Here is a 19,610-nt window from a genome sequence, read left to right on the forward strand (position 1 = left end):
TTACTCCTCGGACAAATTTAATCTTCTGTAATATCCTGCAATACCTTCTTCCGTTAAGGGTTTGCGTTGCTCATCCAAAAGATAACAATCCAGCTCTTCACGTAACTGCTGCGCCGTCTCCAGCATGATGGAGAAACGCTCTTCATCGATGCTCGGATTATTTGAAGTCTGCATAAACAAACAGAGTCCTCGCACACTGAAAGCGCCTATATTCTGCATGTCAAATGTACCGGACTCGGTTGCTGCGGCCAGACTGCAAAAAACAGTCCCTTGGCCATTGGGTGACTGATGACGATGAAATAACTGGCCTTCCCCATAACGTAAGCCTGCAGTAAGAAGCGTTTGCAACAATTCATAACCGGCAAATTGGCGATTATTCTTTGCCAATAAAAATAACATCAGGGAATTTCTGGAATCATGTTCTTTTTTCGCTACAACTGAAGTGTTCTCTCTCATCTGAGCGGCTGAAGACACAGATTGCGACAAAGGATTGGCCTCATCTTTTTTATTCATCAGTTCTGCAGACCGTTGCTGAATAGATAGCTTCGGTTTGCTGTCCCTTTCTTTCTGAAACTGCTTTTCAAGATCATCAATATGTTTTGACTCAATCTTACGAACGGAAATAATATCGTCCTGTACCCTTGACTCTACAACTCCAGGAGAGGGTGGATAATCATTAAATTTCAATCTCTGGTGCCTGGACTTCATGACTCGGATGATGGCCACGATCACCCCGATCAGTAAAAGCAAGTTAATCATTAGACTCCAATTTGCCTGCATGGTTCACTCCATTGTCAAAGCTTGTTGCACATCCACGGCAACTAAACGGGAAACGCCCGGCTCTCGCATCGTTACCCCAATTAAATGATCCGCCAACTCCATTGTGATCTTATTATGCGTAATAAACAAGAACTGAATATATTCTGACATTTCTTTCACCAAATCACAAAAACGACCAATATTTACATCATCCAAAGGCGCATCAACCTCATCCAGCATGCAAAAAGGAGATGGATTAAGCTGAAAAATAGCAAAAACCAATGCCACGGCTGTCATGGCTTTCTCTCCTCCCGACAACAAATGAATGGTTGAATTTCGTTTGCCGGGCGGCTGAGCCATAACCACAATGCCCGCTTCCAAGAGGTTATCACAGGTTAATTCCAACTGGGCTTTACCCCCACCAAAAAGCCTGGGAAAAAGCGATTTAAAGGAGCGGTTAACTTCTTCAAATGTGGTTTCAAGCCGTTGACAGATTTCCTTGTCCATTTTACGGATAGCCTGCTCGAGACTGCTCAAAGCTTCCATCAGGTCATCATATTGCTCATCCAGTAGAGACTTGCGCTCAGACTGTGTTGCATATTCCTCAATGGCAGCCAGATTAATGGCGCCGAGACGCTTTATACGATCCACCAAACTCAGCAGTTCCTCTTCCTTATCCTTCTGACTCATGTGGGCAGGAAGCGTCGATATGAGTTCCTCTATACAGAAGCCCGATTCATTCAATGACTCAATAAAAGCGCCTGCTTTAACCACCAAAGCCTGCTCCTCCATCCGACTCTGCTCAATTTGTTCTCTGACTGTTCCGCCTTCTTTCTCTTTCTGCCTTAACCATTGCTCCATCTCATCCAGACGAGCATTCAGCTCTGCCACATTCTCTTGGCTAATTTGCAATTTATGCTCCATCTGTCGATGTTGTCTAAGTTTAAACTTCAGTTCATCGTCCAATGCTTCATTGGGTGTATTAAATTCCTGCTCTTGTTCCTCAAGCTTTTGCAGACGCTTCTTTAATACCTCGATTCGTTCCTGCTCTCTTTTTCCACTTTCTTCAAACTGCTGGATGCGTATGTTTACCTCATCACACTCACGCTCAGTCTGATGCAGTTGCCATCGTGTGGCCTCTAGCTCTTGCTGCATCGTCTTTATATCCTCAATGCTGAATGCCTGATCCATCTGGATTTGCTTTTCCTTCAGCGCGGCAATCTTAGCTTCTGCCAATTCTTTTTGTTCTTGCAAAAGAACCTGGGCTTCTACAACATCCTGCAGATTTTGCTTCAACTCTTCCGTTTCTTCCTCCACAGCATGCAAATGCTCACTTTGCTGAGTTATGCGCATTTGCAAGGTATTAAAGGCTGCATCAAGCTCACGCATCTGTTCATTTATTTTTGCCAAGGTGCATTGCTGCTGCTCTTTTTCTTTTATTTTTTCCGCTAGAGAAGCCGTTATTTGATCACGTTGCTGACGCCATTTTTCAAGGCTATGCTGATGGTGAGATAAAGTCTTTTCCAATTCAACGATTCTTTGCTGACGGGCAAGCAGACTTGATTGATCTTCCTGCCTCGTTGAGGGTATACGCAACCATCCTTTGCCAAACCAGGCGCCTTCTCTGGTGATAACTGATTCATCGTCTTCTAAACCGGAGAGCAAAACCATAGCCTCAGAAATGTTCTCGGCTATAAAAACCGACTCCAGTCGAATCATGAAGGCAGGCAACAAACCGCCTTCTATCTTATCAGCCAATCGAAATCTGTCTTTTATTTTGTCAGAACGGGGCCTGAAAGTAATGGCATTTCCCGTAAAAGAGCAGACATTTTCATCAGTAAAAAATACGTCTGTCAAAGAGTCCAGTGTGACTGCCTGTAGCATATCCTGCAAAACCACTTCACAGGCCCACTGCCATTGAGGGTCTACCTTAAGGCAATTCAAAAGAAGCGGCCGCTCATTCCAGGGAGCTGGAATAGAATGGTGAGAAACAGCAGCCTTTTGACTGGCCACCAATGCTGAATGCTCCGTATTGCAGTTTTGGTAGTCATCATAAGTTTTGTTGATTTGCTGTTCTGTATGCCTCAGCTGCTCTTTAAACTGGCCTTCTGATTCATTAATCTGCTTAAGTTCATCAAGCTCAGTTTGCTGTTGTTGAAAAATTTGTACCTTTTGTTGTTCTATCCCTTGCTGTTCTGCTGTCAGATCTTCTATGGTTAATGACTGTTTTTCAGTCTCTAATTTCTCCAAACGAAGCAGATAATGCTGCTGTTGTTGCAATTGATGTTCCATTTTCAGTTCACTGCTTTGCTTTTTGCTCTGCCAGTCATTGAGTTCTGAATGCAATTGCTGCAAATCTTTCTGCCATTGTACCTGCCGCTGATTTTTTTCGTTAACTTTTTCTTGCTGCTCAAGGAAACGGCCATAAAGCTCATCTCTCTTTCCTTTAAGCCATTCTACCCGCTTGCAGCTGGCTTGTAATTCCTCTTGATCCTTGGCCAATTGTTCTTCAGCTTTCTTTAAATCATGGCGGATTTGTTGACTGTCATCTTCATAGCGCTTTTTCTCACGCTGTCTTTGAAGAATATTTTCTTCCAGACGAGCGATGTCGGTGGCCAGCTGATAATAATGGGTTTGAATCTGTTGATAGCCTTCATTGGCTTTATGCAATTCCTCTGTGAGAAGCGTTCTTTTTTTAAAGGCTTTGGCTATATCACTCTGACAGGCTTCATACTCCAATGACAAACTTTGAAGTCTCTGGGCTTTTATTTTTTGAGCCTCAGTGACTTCCCGCCACTTCAAAGCGATGATTTCAGCCCGACAACGCGCTTCTTTTTTCTTAAGAAGCGTGTAACGCTCCGCAGCTTTCGCCTGTTTTTCCAGACGCTGCAATTGCTTATCGAGCTCCTCGCGAACATCTGCCACTCGCACGAGATTATCGCGTGTATGCTGAATTCTCTGCAAGCTTTCACGACGGCGTTCCTTGTATTTAGAGACGCCAGCGGCCTCTTCAAGATAAACGCGCATATCTTCAGGTCTTGCTTCAATTAAACGGGAAATCGTTCCCTGGCCAATGATGGAATACCCCCTGGCATTCGCGCCCGTTCCAAGAAAAAGATCGGTAATATCTCGTCTTCTGCAACGACTGCCGTTCAAATAATAAGACGATTCCCCATCACGGTTCACCATACGCTTGATTGAAATTTCGGCATAACTGGCGAAAGCTCCGGTTAATCGATTTGCATTATTCTCAAAAACGAGCTCAACAAAGGCCTGTCCTACAGCTTTGCGTTGTGAAGACCCTTTGAAAATAATATCGGTCATCGCTTCGCCGCGTAAATGTTTTGCCGAGCTCTCACCCAATACCCATCGAACAGCATCAATGATGTTGGATTTACCGCAACCGTTCGGTCCAACAACAGCCACTAACTGGCCTGGAAACTGAACGGTAGTAGGCTCAACAAAAGATTTAAAACCTGCAAGCTTTAATTGTTTAAGGCGCATATAGGACAGAATAAAATTGGCAATGTTTAGGTTCTGTGAACAAAATTTTTCGAAACGCTACAGTAAAGAAGAATGCTTTATCGGATGCGCTTTTGCCGCGCTATTTCTCCTCTTGCTTCTTTGCAGCGAGTTTCAAAAGAAATCTATTGTACTCAGAAATGTAAAAAGACGCTACTGGCTCTTGAAACTCCATATCCATAATCCTATACTGGCGAACAGTTTAAGTCTTAACTTTGTGAAAAATTTACGAATCCACGTGGCTTGACCACGAGATCTATAAAAAGGCTAATCCTATTTATTAAAGCCCTGGAAAACACTGGACTTTGATAAAGATACTGGATGCCGCAGTGATTCGTAAGTGGAAAAATTCACAAAGTCGAGTAAATATGTACTGCCATAAATGTAATTACTTTTAACATTATTCAGCAGGAGTTAAGGATGACCCAGGATCTTGAGCTTCATGATCTTATGCAATCCATTGCAAGCAAAAGTCTGAACATTATTGAGGGCATCAAAAAAAATCCCCCCCAGCTTCCTGAATTGCTTCATCAATACATTGTTCTCTTGCAGGATTTTCAATCACTCATCAGCGCTTTATTGAAAAATCCTGAAAAATTCCTGCAGATGCAAATTGCCTATATGCAGGATGCCATTGGTCTGGCGCAAGATCAATTTCAACACTGGCTGGAAGGCAAATCAATGCCTATTCAAGATAAACGCTTCAGCAGCGAGGAATGGATTAACAATCCTTTTTTTAATCTGCTCAGTCAACATTATTTACTGGCGACAGAGCACATGAATTCGCTTCTGGAACAAGTAGATTATGGCGATCCGCAGATAGCGAAGCGGATTCAATTCTTCACGCGCCAATATCTTGATGCATTATCTCCGGCAAACTTTCTTCATACCAACCCTCAACTTTTAGCTGAGACCTTGCAAACCCATGGTAAAAATCTGTTAAGGGGTTTAAAGAATTTTCTATCAGATATTGAGACCGGCTCTGCACGTCTTATTATCAAAATGACGGATACGGATGCTTTTGCCATTGGTGAAAATCTTGCAACCACTCCCGGGAAAGTCATTTATCGTAACGACATGATGGAACTTATTCAGTATTTCCCCCAAAGCACAAAAGTCAAATCCTTGCCCTTATTGATCATTCCGCCCTGGATCAATAAATATTATATTCTTGATTTAAGCCCGCAGAATTCATTGATAGGATGGCTTGTGAAACAGGGGATAACGGTTTTTGTCATTTCCTGGGTGAATCCAGATGCCAGCTATGCACAAAAAAGCTTTTACCATTATCTCAATGAAGGACCCCACACAGCAATTGAGATCATTAAAAAACAGTTGGCTGTTGAAAAAGTCAATGCACTTGGTTTTTGTATCGGTGGAACTTTATTGGCCTCTTTGCTAGCTTATAATAAGGCCAGGAGCGATGACAGTATCAATAGCGCGACCTTTTTAGCGTCCATGATCGATTTCAGTGATCCCGGGGATATGGCCGTTTTTATTGGCGAGCAACAGATCCAAAACATTGAGGAAAAAATGAGGCAAGACGGCTATCTTGCTGGCAGGTTCATGGCCTCCAGTTTCAATTCACTGCGAGCCAACGACTTAATCTGGTCATTTTTCATTAAAAATTATCTACAGGGAAAAAATCCCGTTCCCTTTGATATATTGTACTGGAACGCTGATTCCACCAACATGCCAGCCACCATGCATTCTCAATACCTACGCTGGATGTACTTACATAATGATCTGGTAAAACCAGGAAAAATCAAACTCAATGACGTACCCCTGGATGTAACGCGTATTGACACGTCCAGCTTTTTTGTTTCCACGATAAAAGATCATATTGCCCCATGGCAAAGCGTCTATGCAGGTTTTAAACTCCTGAAAGGTCCTAAGAGATTTATCTTGGGAGGATCAGGCCATATTGCTGGAATTATCAACCCGCCTTCTGCAAATAAATACAATTATTACACCAATCAGCACGCACCTGCGGAACCTGAAAAGTGGCTGAAATCAGCAACAGAACATGGGGGTTCATGGTGGCAGGAATGGATAACCTGGTTGAAAAGACATTCAGGACGATTAAAAAATGCACCTGAAATGGCGAAACTGCCCTATCAACCGCTGGCAGATGCGCCAGGTGAGTACGTACTGAAAAAATCGTAGGATTCAGATAACAGTAAATAAGCTGATATTCAGTATCCAAATACAGGCGTATAGCAGCACAGCGCAGTTTACATGGTTAATCGCACTGTTGACCACATATGCCCTGACATAACAGACGAATCTGCTCCACCAACTCTCGATTTTTACCAAAATCTGAATGTCCCAGGGTTGCCGATGCGCTGACAGCTCCGTCTTTTTTGATACAAATCCAGTCCACAAAATTAAACACTCTTGACTGACGATAGGCAATAAGAAAAGAGTCGTTCACCTCAGTCACTGTCATGGAAGGAAATTTCAGCTTAAGGCAATTGGCCAGTGTCTCAATATCCGATAAACGAAGTGGTTCTACATAATGAGTATCGGTGCGCTTCACCTGACTACTGACCCAATTGGTTTTTTTACTGCTCAACTGCCCTTCACAAAGTCCCTCGGGCATGCTTCTATAATTGATTTTAGGAAAAAAATGCATAATCACAGTGACTAAAACAGCCCCCAGCAAGAGACTTAATAAAAAAATTTTCATAAACAGAACCCCTAGAAAAGCAAATATATCACTATATCTCATTTTCAGCTAAAAAATGAATCATCTTCAAACTTGTTTGTAGCTGCGAGCTGTAATAAAGTGTCTGTCATGAGCAATACAATAAAGCACATAAAAACCATTTGTTTCGCCCTTGTTTTAGCGACTTTCATTGTTTGTGCCTGGTTTTTTCAACAATACATGCTTGATTTAATCTCTGCTATTAAAAGCCTTGGTTTATTCGCACCTTTGCTTTTTTTAATCATCTATTGTCTTGCTACCATATTAATCTTGCCTACTATGGTTTTAACTCTTGCAGGCGGGGCCATTTTTGGGCCTGTTGCAGGAACGCTTCTTAACTTGCTTGGCGCTAGCTGGGGCGCCGCCTGTGCTTTTCTTATCACTCGTTACCTCGCTTATAACTGGTTTGAACAACGAAAAGGCGAGCGGTTAAATCAGCTGATTTCTGGTGTTGAACGACGAGGATGGCAGTTTGTAGCTATTCTGCGTCTTCTCCCCCTTATTCCTTTTAATCTGGTGAATTATGGTCTAGGCCTCACAGGTATCCGTTTCAGAACCTATCTTATAACCACTTTTATTTTTCTTATTCCTGCTGAAATTATATATACCTATTGCGGACATGCCGGCATCAAAATTTTGAGAAATCCTGAGCAATTTTATAAAAATACAGGTGTCGTCATTCTGGTGGTCACCACCTTGTTAATCACCACGTTTAAATATATGCACCGTCGCAGAATGCAATTAAAAAAGGACATCGACAAGGACTAGTACTTCATCCTGTAAATATTCTGATCGTTAGGCGAGGCGAGCAATGCAGTTCAGACACCAATAGCATCAGGATAACCCCTGCCTATTGATAAATTCATCATATTTTGTTTAATTGGTTTTCCAATTTTTCCAATAGAGGATGCTCTACAGAAAAAACCAATTCATCAATGGAGCAAACGCTCTGTATGTCTTGTAGAGTATTGGTCAGAAATACAACCTCAGCATTGCCAATATCCTGCTGTGTCAATGATTTTTCAGTGCAGCTAATATTCTGATTTATACAGGCGGCGATGACCCGTTGCCGGGTAATGCCTGGAAGAACACCGTCTGCGAGGGGAGGTGTAAACAATTTGTTTTGCTGAATCAAAAAGACATTCGCACAACTGGTTTCAGTCACATGATGGACTGTATTATAAAACAAAACATCATCTGCTTGGGCCGCCATGGCCTTTCGACGAGCAAGAATGGCTTCAAGATAATTAATGGTTTTCAAACCATACATCGGGTTTCTGGCATCACGAAGCCAATCTGAGCTGATTAAGCGCATGGGCTTTTTCTGTCGAGCATACTGAAACGTCTGCAAGAGCAATTGAGGATGCTTCCCTTGCTTGGTTAAACCTCTAGAAGCTATACCTCCTGTAAGAATAACCTTGAGAGCCCCTTCCTGTAATTTTTCCTGGCTGATGTGTTGCTGCAGAAGCATTTTCCAATCCTGCAAAGATACGTCAAATTTCATGCCAAGACATTTTGCTGAACGAGCCAATCTTTGCCAATGAAGTTCCGCATGGCGGCTTCTGGCCTGTGTCACGCGAATCGTTTCAAATAATCCTTCACCAAGAAAAATGCGATCTCTGATGGAAAGCCTCCTCTCGTCAGGATAACCGTCCAGGACAATACCGTTACTCATAACAGTAATGATTTAGCTTTGCCGTTTTTAATATTCCGTAGCAGGGAACATTTTCTGAAAAATGGATGGGCAAAGCGACATAGGCGACTAATAATCAACAAAATCATCCAGTTCATCTCTTAAACGTTTTTCTTCCAACAGGCTTTCAAGGCGTCTTCGCGCATCCTGACCAGTACGTAAAGACTCCTTCGATGTCGTTTCTATATCCGCATCTGCAAATTCATCTTCGATGTCCAGCAACTCATCATCGTCATAAAAGTCACTCATGTTATTTCTCTCAGTTATCATTATCATTTTTGATGGCCATATAACTTCAACTCGACCTAAGCATCACGCCTTACGTCGAGTTGAGGTTATATACATTATTTTTTATTTTTTTGCAAAGCCCCTTTTTTCAATATTTAAATTTTTTTTCAAAATCTTCTTCATCAATTGAGAAATGCCTTTGACGACCCTTGAATTTCTTTAACAAACTGCGCCATAATCGGTTATCATTTTGACGCTCATAAAGACCATGGTTGATCGCTTTAAACAAATTCTGAGAAAATCATACAAGCAGGTGCGCTCTCATTTACCTGCCACCTATCAAAATGCAGCTTCTGAAAAAGTTTGCGCGCGCATCAACAGAATTCATCAATATCGTTATGCCAAAAAAATTGCGCTTTACCATGCTGTTCAGGGTGAAATTGATCTGGAAAGATTATGGCGGTCAGCACCTTATCAAGGTAAATTCTGTTATTTTCCGGTTTTAAATGAAAATCTAACACTTTCCTTTCTGCCTGCCACACCAGCAACGGCCTTTAAACCTAACCGATTTAATATTCCTGAACCTGATGTCAGTCGCGAATTAGCTATACCTGTCAACGAACTGGATATCATTTTTATGCCGCTGGTGGCTTTCGATGACATGGGGACTCGCCTGGGTATGGGCGCAGGTTATTATGATCGTACATTGGCTGAAAAAAAACATTCTTTACTGATTGGCGTGGCTTATGATTTCCAGCATGAAGGTTTTCTCAGTGTACAGTCCTGGGACATTCCTTTAACTGCTGTAGTAACCCCAAAAAAACTATACTGGAGCCAATCATGACCCAATACTGGCTAATGAAATCAGAACCTTCCTGTTTCAGCATTGATGATTTATATCACTCGCCAAACCAAACCACCCATTGGGATGGTGTACGAAACTATCAGGCACGAAATTTCATGAAAAACGATATGAAAATAGGTGATCAAATTTTCTTCTATCATTCCAACTGTAAGCCTCCAGGCATTGTGGGTATCGCTGAAGTCAGCAGCGAAGCCTATCCGGATTATACGGCCTTTGATCCTGAAAGCGATCACCCTGATTCTCAAAGCACTCCCGATAATCCGCGCTGGTTTATGGTCGATATACGCTTTAAGGAAAAATTTGATGAGATCATCCCTTTAGATGAATTAAAAAAACACGAAGAACTTGCCGATATGCCTTTGGTAAAAAAAGGGAATCGCCTCTCGGTTATGCCTGTGAGCGAAAAAGCCTGGAATTTTATTCAACGTGAGCTGCGTTAAGTATAATAACTCGCCTATGTTGACGGCAGCTCAAATCCGACCGTTCAAGGCAGGAGTTGAGCTCTTACGATAAAACTTCAACATGGGGGCTAATCTATTATTTTGAGGGCGTTCAAAATGGCCGTTTCACGAGCAGGCGAGCTATTATTTACAGTGCATCCCTGCCTACTTCACCGGTACGCACCCTTATAACCTGATCCAGTTCATAGACAAAAATCTTACCGTCTCCAATTTTGCCCGTATAGGCAGATTTGCAGATAGCATCAATGGCTGCTTCAACCATTTCATCGGGCAAAGCAAGCTCAATTTTTATTTTAGGCAGAAAGTCCACCACGTATTCTGCGCCGCGATACAATTCAGTATGCCCTTTCTGCCGACCAAAACCACGGGTTTCTGAAATCGTGATACCAGGAATACCGATTTCTATCAAAGCTTCATGGACATCGTCAAGCTTAAAAGGTTTAATAATTGCTACAATCATTTTCATCAGAGTCACTCGCTCAACCACCAGGTCTTTAATGTCAGTTCGTTGTTATTGAAAAAGTCAATATCAGCTTTATATTTGTGTATAGAGTCCATCATTTTATGGTTTTCCCTGCCTTTGCACAAATAATAATTATCATGTCCATCTAATTTTGCTAAACTGCGAATAAACCTCTTTCGAAACTTGCTACAGAGAAGTGCGCAAAGGCACAGAGCGCAGAACCAGAGGAGTGTGTAGGATTTGAGCACTATCGCCGGTGACCTTCTCCTCTGCAGTAGAATTTGAAAAGTAGTCTGATGACAATCTACAGGAGTATAGATCATGTTCGATCCCAAACAATTTGATGAAATTGCCAAAAAACTATTTGCAGCCCTCCCGGAAAGCGCACAAAACTTTGAAAAGGAAATGCAGCAGAAATTTAAGGAGATCCTGTTGGCTGCTTTTTCCCGTCTTGACCTGGTCACTCGTGAAGAGTTTGATGTCCAAAGTAAAGTTCTGGCAAGAACTCGTGAAAAAGTGGATACCCTGCAAATGCAGATTGACAGTTTAACCAAGCAACAAGCCCAGAATAAAACGGAAAAATAACGCTTTATCCATTAAAAAAATAAAGGAATTCCAACCCATGAACCTCGCCATCATTAAAACGCGCAGTGCTGTGGGCATTGTCGCACGATCAGTCTCTGTAGAAGTTCACCTCTCCAATGGTCTTCCTGCTTTCACCATTGTAGGACTGGCTGAAACGGCTGTGAAGGAAAGCAAGGATCGCGTGCGCAGTGCCATTATCAATAGCCAGTTTGAATTTCCCTGTCGTAAAATCACGGTCAATCTGGCTCCAGCGGATTTACCCAAGTCCGGTAGTGGTTTTGATTTACCCATTGCTATCGGCATTCTTGCAGCTTCCGGACAAATTTCCCAACAAAAATTAGCCGACCATGAGTTCATTGGCGAATTGGCGCTCAATGGCCACCTGAGAGGCGTCACAGCCATCATTCCTATTGTTCTTGCTGCCTTTAAAGAGAAACAACAACTCATCATCGCCCATGATAATGAGGAAGAAGCTTCTCTTGCAGGACATCAAAACGTCTACACAGCACATCATCTAAGAGAAGTCTGCAGTTATCTATGCCGGGATACAACCTTACAAACCCTGCCACCCAGACCTGAAGTTACTCGCGATGATCAAAAACTCGACTGGTCAGAGGTTAAAGGTCAGCCTCACGCGAAACATGCCCTGGAAATAGCAGCCTGTGGAGGCCACAGCGTTTTATTAAGCGGCGCGCCAGGCAGCGGTAAAACCATGCTGGCAAAACGATTTGCCACACTTCTGCCTGATCTTTCGGAAAATGAAGCGCTGGAATGTGCGGCTATTCACTCTATTCGCGGCAAGTTGCCTAATTTTCAGCAATGGCGAATACCGCCTTTTCGCTCACCGCATCACACGGCCTCACCTGTTGCTCTTGTCGGAGGTGGTAATCCACCTAAACCCGGCGAAATTTCTCTCGCTCATTGTGGTGTTTTGTTTCTTGACGAATTACCGGAATTTAATCGCCATGTTCTGGAAACTTTAAGAGAACCTTTGGAATCTGGTCATATTTGTATTTCCAGAGCAGCTATACAAATGGAATTTCCAGCTCATTTTCAACTCATTGCCGCAATGAATCCTTGTCCTTGCGGTCAGTGGGGAAATCCTCAGGCTGACTGCTTGTGCAGCCCCGATCGCATCAGTCGTTATCTTGGTAAATTATCCGCGCCTTTACTGGATCGTATTGATATGCAAATTCATGTTTATCCCTTGTCAAAAGAAGAACTCATCAAGCCTAATGAACAAAAGGAAAATCAAAGTGCTGTCCTTAGAGAAAAAGTGGCAAGCATAAGAAAAACACAATGGTTGCGTCAGGATTGCCTGAATGCGCATTTAAGCGCTAAAGCTTGCGAACAACTTTGCTCACTTGGATCGCCTGAGCAGCAATTTCTAAGCAAGGCCATGGACAAACTCAAATTGTCTGCTCGCAGTTATCATCGCTTACTCAAAGTTGCCCGAACCATAGCCGATATGAAGCAACAAAACAGCGTGTCAGTTTCTCATCTGCAACAGGCCTTGTCATTTAAACAAGCCCTACAAGCACCCAAATAAAATGGAACGCTCAGCTTTGCTTGAGAACGATCATTCTCCGGCCATCATGCAAAAAAGATGGTAATAGCCCAACCCTTATGTTGACGGCATGGACAAAAAAATTAAATCGCCTAAAATCTCATATTTTGAATGCCCGGCCGAATATATTTCGGTGTTAAAAGGGAATATTGAGCGTACTGTCCACTTGTTGTAATTGAGCCCTGAATAAAGTTTGTATTTCTGCAAGACTTGCCTGATCATTCGCTTCAAAGCGAGCCACAAGACAAGGCGTTGTATTCGATGCTCTTAACAGTCCCCAGCCGTTGGCAAATTCTACTCGCAGACCATCAATATGAAGCATTTTCCCTTCGGGAAACTGTGCTAATTGAATAAAGCGTTGCATAAATTCAAATTTCAGAGCCTCGGAAATACCAATTTTTATTTCTGGTGTATTCACACTGTCTGGTATGTCAAAAAATTGTTCGCTGACTTTTTGAGGACTTTGGCTTAAGATTTCTAATAAGCGACAAGCGCTGTATAAAGCATCATCAAAACCATACCATCGGTCTTTAAAGAAAAGATGTCCACTCATTTCACCCGCAAGCGCTGCCTTCTCTTCTTTCATGACGGCTTTGACAATGGAATGTCCCGTCGGACACATTTTAGCTTTGCCTCCAGCAGCCTCAATGACTTTTGCCAGATGGCTGGAACATTTGACATCAAAAACAATGGTTGCCTTAGGCTGATGCTTTAATATGTCTTTGGCATATAACATCATTAAACGATCAGGCCAGATAAGCTCAGCCTTGTTAGTAATTACACCCAATCTGTCCGCATCTCCGTCAAAAGCAAGGCCAAGATCAGCTTGATGCTCAATGACTGCTTTCTTCAAATCAGCTAAATTGGCTTCTATGGTTGGGTCAGGATGATGATTGGGAAAGCGGCCATCAACCTCGCAATACAAAGGAATCACTGTGCACCCCAGTTGCTCTATGACATGAGGGATCACCGCTCCGGCAATTCCATTACCACAATCGACCACCACTTTCAAGGGACGTTCTAGATGAATATCCGACAAAATTCGCTGCTTATACTCTTCAATGATATTAAAATCCTGCGCCCTACCTTGACCATCCATGCTTCTTTCGGAACAGACCAACTCATAGAGCAAATCAATGTCCTTCTGCACCAGAGTCCTTCCCGCCAAAACCATTTTAATGCCATTGTATTCAGAGGGATTATGGCTGCCGGTGACCATCAATCCCGAATCAATTCCATAAGTATGCGTGGCATAATACAGAACAGGCGTTGCTACGGCACCTAAATCAACAACATCAATGCCACTGTCAAGCAGTCCTTGTTTCAAAGCAGAGGCCAGCCTTTCGCTCGTTAATCGTCCATCGCGGGCCAACAGAGCCTTGTCTCTTTGACTGTCAGCCAAAAGACAGGAAAAAGCCCGTCCGATAGCGTAATAGGCATCCTCATTTAAATCCTGATCTATAATACCGCGAATATCGTATGCTCTGAACACAGAGCGATGAATTGATTTCTGCTGATACATCTATACTCTCCCAGAACTACCAAATCCATTTTCACCGCGCTGACTATCCGCAAAAGACTCAACTATCTCAAAATCGGCCTGGACCACGGGCAGAAAAACCAATTGTGCAATACGCTCTCCAGGCTGAACGGTAAAATGCTCCTGACTTCGATTCCAGCAAGAGACTTTCAATTCTCCCTGATAATCCGAGTCAATAAGTCCTACCAAATTACCCAGGACAATGCCATGTTTGTGACCAAGACCGGAACGTGGCAGAATCACAGCAGCCAGGTTGGGGTCAGCAATATGAATAGCAAGTCCGGTAGGCAACAACACCGTCTCTTGTGGTGCTATCTGAAGTGAGTCATCCAAACAGGCCCGTAAATCAAGACCGGCAGAACCGGTGGTTGCATATTGGGGCAAAGGAATGGCCTTACCGATACGTGAATCAAGTATTTTTAACTGAATGCCCTGCCGCATGTTTCTTTCTCCTGTGTTTTTTGCATCATTGTAACCGTTCAGCAGGATTTATCGAACAGGGTAAAAAGCTACATTTGAATACAGACTGGATTAAAATGTATCTAATACAGCTTTTTGTGAATCGTGCTGAAGAGTTATGCGTCATTTTGCAAAGATGCGGCAATGATTGCAATAATTTTTCCTGCAATTCGAACTTTATGTTCTTCAGGCAATTCAATTTGATTCTTTGGAGTGAGTACGGTAACTTTATTTTCATCCCGATCAAATCCCAAATTTTCACCTACTTGATTGGCGATGATCATATCGAGTTTCTTTTGCTTAAGTTTTTTTCTGGCATAGGTTAAAACATGTTCTGTTTCAGCCGCAAAGCCCACCGTAAAAGCTTTACCGGAGGCAGCAACCTCCGCAAGAATGTCTGGATTTAGGGCAAACTCAAGCGACATCGATGAGCGTTGGCTTTTTTTCATTTTTTCATTGGCTGGCTGTACGCAATGATAATCAGCAACAGCTGCCGCGCCAATAAATATCATACCCGATTGCAAATGCTCCATAACTGCTTCATACATATTCTGCGCTGTTTCAACGGGTATCAACTTGACATGTTCTGGAGGTAATTGTTCGCTTGGCCCACTGATCAAAACGACCTCTGCTCCAGCAATAGCCGCAGCTTGAGCCAATGCATAACCCATTTTTCCAGAACTTCGGTTGGTTAAATAACGGACCGGATCAACAGGCTCTCGTGTAGGACCTGCCGTAATTAACACCTGCTGTCCTGTAAGTAGCTGGCTAACATTGCAAAGACGCAAAGCATTAAGAATGTGCTCCAGCTCACTCAGCCGCCCTAATCCCTCATCTCCACAAGCCTGCGAACCTTCTCCTGGTCCCATGAAAATCACTCCTCGACTAAGCAGCTGCTCACAATTAAGACGTGTCGATGGATGAGCCCACATGCTGCGATTCATCGCCGGACAAACAATCACCGGTATTTCTGCCACAAGATATAATGTGGATAATAAATCATCAGCAATGCCCTGAGCCATTTTTGCCAGAACGTTGGCTGTTGCAGGGGCAATCAGCAAATAATCAGCCCAGCGTGCCAGTTCAATATGCCCCATGGCCCGCTCAGCCTGCGCATCAAACAACGCACAACGCACATCATGTCCACTCAGAGCCTGGAAGGTCAGGGGAGTAATAAACTCCTGCGCCGATTTTGTCATGACCACGCGAACTTCAGCGCCTGCACGTGTCAGTTCACGAACAAGAAAGGCGGATTTATAAGCTGCTATGCCACCACAAACACCAACCAAAACTTTTTTATTGCGAAAATCTTGCATGATAGATTAATTTTAATAACAATATCTGAGATCAAAGCATAAACTTCGCTATAAAGGAATAGAAAAAATGAATACCGTCCTTGCGCCCCGCACGCTTGGTATGCGTGAAAAATTACTTCACCAAGGCGCTAAAAGCCTCTCCGATGCCGAATTGCTTGCTGTATTCATCAGCTCAGGCAGCAACAAAAAATCCTGTCTGCAACTGGCCATGGACTTAATTGGGCTTTTCGGTGATTTACGCGCTATCCTCAACGCCGATTTGACCAGTTTTAAAAAAATTGCCGGATTAGGAACCGTCCGCTTTGCACAACTTCAAGCCGGTAAAGAAATCTGTCGCCGCAGCGATTTCATTTCTTTACAGAAAAACATCAAACTTTCCAATACACAACAAACTTACTGTTTTTTAAAAAAACAATTGCGGGATAAAAAACACGAGACTTTTGCAGCGCTCTTCCTGGATAATCAGCATCGTGTACTGGCCTATGAAGAATTGTTTCAAGGTACCATCCATTCTGCAGTGGTTTATTCGCGTCCAGTGGTCGAGCGGGCATTGCAACTGAACGCTGCTGCATTAATTCTGGCGCATAATCATCCGTCCGGCCTCTCTGATGCCAGCCAACAGGACCTTGAGGTGACAAAGCGAATGCGAAACGCTTTGGAGCTCATAGATGTCCGTCTGCTTGATCATTTAATCATCGGGGATAATGAGGTTTATTCCATTATGAGCTCGCTTAAATCGATTTGTCATTGAAATTTAGCTTTGTATGGATCAACTATGTCTTAACCGTTTTTTTAAATTTAATTAATCTATCATCATGCACAAAATAATCCCGAATTAAAATCTCTTATTCTGGCATTTGCAATAACAATGATTTTTCGCATTAAAGCAGTTAAAGCTACCATCTTTTTCTTTCCGGAAGAAATTAACTGATTGTAGAAAGATTTTAAGCTAGAATTTGAATTTCTTGCAGCCATGGCAGCTAAGAATAATATGGGCTTAATTCCACATCTGCCATAACCAATACACCGATAACCGCTAAACTGCCCGCTATCATTTGCCTTTGGTGCAAGGCCAGCAAGCGAAGCAATTTTACGTCGCGTTAAGGAACCTAATTCTGGTAATAAGACAAGAAGCTCATTAGCAATGATATCCCCTATGCCGGGAATAGTTTTTAGAATAGCTTTTTTTTCTCTTAACACAGAGTCAGCCTCTATCAAGGTATTTATTTCATCTGTAATGGTCTTGATTTGATTATTAAGCACCTCGAGCATTGCATTACAGCTCGCTTTGATGATGTCCGCGCGAGGAGCTTTTAATCTATTCTTTTCTGCAACAAGCATTTGTTTTAAATCATTACGACGCTGCACCAACTCAAATAAGGCAAGGGCTTTTGTTGATTGAGGAGTAAATAGTTCTAGTCGTTGTGCTCGCTCATACCCATATAAAGCCAATGAGAGGGCATCCAGTTTATCCGTCTTTGCCTCATTGCCATAAGATTGAATAAATCGTTTGACCTTACGTGTATTAGCTCGATGTACTGCAAACCCTGACTCACACAAAGTGAGCAATAATTGCATCTCATAACCGCCTGTCGTTTCTAATACAGTTAAAGCATATTTTAATTTACTCTTGAAATCGTTTATAAACGCTTTAATACCTGTCGGATTATTTTCATATTCGTATATCTTTTTTGAGCCATACATCGCTACAACAAAAGAAATTTTTCCAATATCGATACCAATATAATTACTGTATAATGACATGCGCGCCTCGAAATTTTATTGTTTAGGATTGTAAGCGGACGTTCTTTAATCAGAGTCCTTTCAACTATTCAAACGTTTCGAGAGCAGGGCTAGAGTACCTTGATCCAGACGGTTGTTAAAACCTATTCCGCGACGGTCGCTCACGCCCGTGCCCTTTATTTTTACAATAAGGGGCTACTCTCTTAATGGCCATTATATAATTTTTTGTAACTTACAATGCCGCGGTCATTCGTGGAATTATTTTTTTCCAAAGTCATTTTTTACATCGAATCCCCGCTACTTGATAGCGAGGCCCAAACAGAGCTTCGTGTGGATACTGCGGTCATTCGTGAGGTTGTATTTTCCCAGTCATCGACAATGTTCACCGTACAACAACAAGATTTATGCCCTATTGAAATCAAAAGCCATGACATCTGCAAGCGTTGGTTTATCTAAGGATAAGGCTATCAGCCTGTCAATTCCCAAAGCCACACCGCTGCATTCAGGTAACCCGGAATTTAAAGCCTGTAAAAAATATTCATCAATCGGTTTTACAGATAAACCTCGTGCCTTGCGATGTACGTTATCTTGATGGAAACGAGCTGATTGTAAGCCGACATCAGTCAACTCGTGAAAACCATTAGCCAATTCCACGCCCTTATAATACACTTCAAACCTCTCAGCAAAACCTGCAGTGTTCGTTTTTGCCAGAGCAGCCTGAGAAGCGGGGAAATCATAAACAGCCACAGGCGCCTTAGTTTCAGCCAAAAACGGTTCAATCACATGACTCATCAGTAAAAATAAATATTGATCCCTTTCTACTTCATTTTCCGGCAGAACACCATCCAATCCAAAATGGGTTAAAATCTGGCGCAAATCACTCAAACTGGCCTTAAAAGGGTCAATCTCACAACTTTCTTTAAAAACCTGCTGATACGTTTTTTTAATTAAAACTGGACAATGCAATACCTCTCGCAGCAGCTGGTTAACTTCCTCCATTAAAGCATGGTGGTCAATCCCTGGCCGATACCATTCAAGCATGGTAAATTCAGGGTTGTGCCATCGCCCAAGTTCATCATCACGAAATACTTTTACCAACTGAAAAATTGGACCGCTACCTGCTGCAAGCAGGCGCTTCATATGATATTCCGGTGACGTCTGTAAATAATAGGTCTTTTGACGAAAAGAAGCTTCAATATTATTCAAATAAACATCGGTAACAGCGAAACGGCTCATGGCAGGCGTTTCTACTTCCAGATAGTCGCGCTGCTCAAAAAACCGGCGAATGTTTTTAATAAGCTTTGCACGCTGCTGCAGTGTTTCAATGGAGGCAGAAGGATGCCAGGACGTTGTTTGCATATTTAATAAAATAAACCTAATTCAAGTCGTGCGGCTTCAGTCATACGATCCTGTGTCCAGGGTGGGTCCCAGACCAACTCAACCGTACACTCATTAACCCCTTCGACGTTAAGAACAGTCTGCTCTACGGTACCGGGGAAAGTTTGAGCAACGGGACAACCAGGCGTCGTTAAGGTCATTTTAATATCAACGTGCTGCTTATCATCCACGTTAATATCGTAAATCAGGCCTAGATCATAGATATTAACAGGGATTTCCGGATCATAAACCGTTTTCAAGGCGGCAATTATAGCTTCTTTCAACACATCCTTATCCTGTTTTTTTTTCAGGCCAAACATCGCTT

The 19,610-nt window shown here is 42.7% G+C and carries 19 protein-coding genes; 7 read left to right on the plus strand and 12 right to left on the minus strand.

All coding sequences use genetic code 11. The annotated features are described in order from the left end of the window. Both zipA and smc read right to left on the minus strand, forming a co-directional pair. A complete protein-coding gene (gene zipA / locus E4T55_RS04860) occupies positions 1-780 on the minus strand; it encodes a cell division protein ZipA (RefSeq protein ID WP_058500467.1) in 780 nt (259 codons plus the stop codon). Between the two features lie 3 nt (positions 781-783). Further along, positions 784-4,263: a chromosome segregation protein SMC gene (gene smc / locus E4T55_RS04865; RefSeq protein ID WP_058500466.1), complete on the minus strand. Its 3,480-nt coding sequence runs from the start codon at positions 4,261-4,263 to the stop codon at positions 784-786. A 438-nt stretch (positions 4,264-4,701) separates the two neighbouring features. Between smc and E4T55_RS04870 the strand changes: the two genes are divergently transcribed. Then, positions 4,702-6,447 carry a PHA/PHB synthase family protein gene (locus tag E4T55_RS04870; protein WP_058500465.1) on the plus strand — a complete coding sequence of 582 codons (1,746 nt, stop codon included), beginning with the start codon at positions 4,702-4,704 and terminating at the stop codon, positions 6,445-6,447. 76 nt (positions 6,448-6,523) lie between these two features. On the opposite strand, the gene E4T55_RS04875 is transcribed toward E4T55_RS04870, so the two are convergent. Continuing rightward, entirely contained in the window at positions 6,524-6,970 is a 447-nt protein-coding gene (locus E4T55_RS04875; protein ID WP_058500464.1) for a DUF1499 domain-containing protein, read from the minus strand. Positions 6,971-7,078: 108 nt separating this feature from the next. Here E4T55_RS04875 and E4T55_RS04880 point away from each other — a divergent pair, with 108 nt between their 5' ends. Continuing rightward, positions 7,079-7,756, plus strand: coding sequence for a TVP38/TMEM64 family protein (locus E4T55_RS04880; RefSeq protein ID WP_058500463.1), 678 nt, complete (start codon positions 7,079-7,081; stop codon positions 7,754-7,756). A gap of 97 nt (positions 7,757-7,853) precedes the next feature. On the opposite strand, the gene E4T55_RS04885 is transcribed toward E4T55_RS04880, so the two are convergent. Next, positions 7,854-8,663: an aminotransferase class IV gene (locus E4T55_RS04885; protein ID WP_058500462.1), complete on the minus strand. Its 810-nt coding sequence runs from the start codon at positions 8,661-8,663 to the stop codon at positions 7,854-7,856. An 87-nt stretch (positions 8,664-8,750) separates the two neighbouring features. Continuing rightward, positions 8,751-8,930, minus strand: coding sequence for a PA3496 family putative envelope integrity protein (locus E4T55_RS04890; RefSeq protein ID WP_058500461.1), 180 nt, complete (start codon positions 8,928-8,930; stop codon positions 8,751-8,753). Positions 8,931-9,177: 247 nt separating this feature from the next. On the opposite strand from E4T55_RS04890, the gene E4T55_RS04895 reads away from it, so the two are divergent. Both E4T55_RS04895 and E4T55_RS04900 read left to right on the plus strand, forming a co-directional pair. Next, positions 9,178-9,753 carry a 5-formyltetrahydrofolate cyclo-ligase gene (locus E4T55_RS04895; RefSeq protein WP_058500460.1) on the plus strand — a complete coding sequence of 192 codons (576 nt, stop codon included), beginning with the start codon at positions 9,178-9,180 and terminating at the stop codon, positions 9,751-9,753. Continuing rightward, positions 9,750-10,214: an EVE domain-containing protein gene (locus E4T55_RS04900; RefSeq protein ID WP_058500459.1), complete on the plus strand. Its 465-nt coding sequence runs from the start codon at positions 9,750-9,752 to the stop codon at positions 10,212-10,214. Before E4T55_RS04895 ends, E4T55_RS04900 begins: the two co-directional genes overlap by 4 nt. Positions 10,215-10,362: 148 nt before the next feature. Here the strand turns inward: E4T55_RS04900 and E4T55_RS04905 are convergent, their stop codons facing one another. After that, complete coding sequence (locus E4T55_RS04905; RefSeq protein WP_058500529.1) at positions 10,363-10,701, minus strand: P-II family nitrogen regulator; 339 nt, start codon at positions 10,699-10,701, stop codon at positions 10,363-10,365. Between the two features lie 318 nt (positions 10,702-11,019). Here E4T55_RS04905 and E4T55_RS04910 point away from each other — a divergent pair, with 318 nt between their 5' ends. Beyond that, positions 11,020-11,283 (plus strand): accessory factor UbiK family protein, encoded by a 264-nt coding sequence (locus tag E4T55_RS04910; protein ID WP_058500457.1) that lies wholly within the window; start codon positions 11,020-11,022, stop codon positions 11,281-11,283. Positions 11,284-11,320: 37 nt separating this feature from the next. Continuing rightward, positions 11,321-12,832, plus strand: a complete 1,512-nt coding sequence (locus E4T55_RS04915; protein WP_058500456.1) for a YifB family Mg chelatase-like AAA ATPase — start codon at positions 11,321-11,323, stop codon at positions 12,830-12,832. Between the two features lie 154 nt (positions 12,833-12,986). Here the strand turns inward: E4T55_RS04915 and E4T55_RS04920 are convergent, their stop codons facing one another. The 3 genes from E4T55_RS04920 to coaBC all read right to left on the minus strand — a co-directional run bounded on the left by E4T55_RS04920 (position 12,987) and on the right by coaBC (position 16,165). Continuing rightward, positions 12,987-14,372, minus strand: coding sequence for a phosphomannomutase/phosphoglucomutase (locus E4T55_RS04920; protein WP_058500455.1), 1,386 nt, complete (start codon positions 14,370-14,372; stop codon positions 12,987-12,989). After that, positions 14,373-14,831 carry a dUTP diphosphatase gene (dut, locus tag E4T55_RS04925; protein WP_058500454.1) on the minus strand — a complete coding sequence of 153 codons (459 nt, stop codon included), beginning with the start codon at positions 14,829-14,831 and terminating at the stop codon, positions 14,373-14,375. A gap of 134 nt (positions 14,832-14,965) precedes the next feature. Next, a complete protein-coding gene (gene coaBC, locus E4T55_RS04930) occupies positions 14,966-16,165 on the minus strand; it encodes a bifunctional phosphopantothenoylcysteine decarboxylase/phosphopantothenate--cysteine ligase CoaBC (protein ID WP_058500453.1) in 1,200 nt (399 codons plus the stop codon). Positions 16,166-16,232: 67 nt separating this feature from the next. Here coaBC and radC point away from each other — a divergent pair, with 67 nt between their 5' ends. Beyond that, positions 16,233-16,916 carry a RadC family protein gene (radC, locus tag E4T55_RS04935; protein WP_058500452.1) on the plus strand — a complete coding sequence of 228 codons (684 nt, stop codon included), beginning with the start codon at positions 16,233-16,235 and terminating at the stop codon, positions 16,914-16,916. Between the two features lie 62 nt (positions 16,917-16,978). On the opposite strand, the gene E4T55_RS04940 is transcribed toward radC, so the two are convergent. The 3 genes from E4T55_RS04940 to E4T55_RS04950 form a co-directional block, all read right to left on the minus strand. Continuing rightward, complete coding sequence (locus E4T55_RS04940; RefSeq protein ID WP_115325220.1) at positions 16,979-17,929, minus strand: IS110 family RNA-guided transposase; 951 nt, start codon at positions 17,927-17,929, stop codon at positions 16,979-16,981. Positions 17,930-18,310: 381 nt separating this feature from the next. Continuing rightward, a complete protein-coding gene (gene epmA, locus E4T55_RS04945) occupies positions 18,311-19,267 on the minus strand; it encodes an elongation factor P--(R)-beta-lysine ligase (protein ID WP_058500686.1) in 957 nt (318 codons plus the stop codon). 2 nt (positions 19,268-19,269) lie between these two features. Next, complete coding sequence (locus tag E4T55_RS04950; protein WP_058500687.1) at positions 19,270-19,605, minus strand: SUF system Fe-S cluster assembly protein; 336 nt, start codon at positions 19,603-19,605, stop codon at positions 19,270-19,272. Between the last annotated feature and the right edge of the window lie 5 nt (positions 19,606-19,610).

The sequence above is a fragment of the Legionella israelensis genome (assembly GCF_004571175.1).
GTDB classification, from domain to species: Bacteria; Pseudomonadota; Gammaproteobacteria; order Legionellales; family Legionellaceae; genus Legionella_D; species Legionella_D israelensis.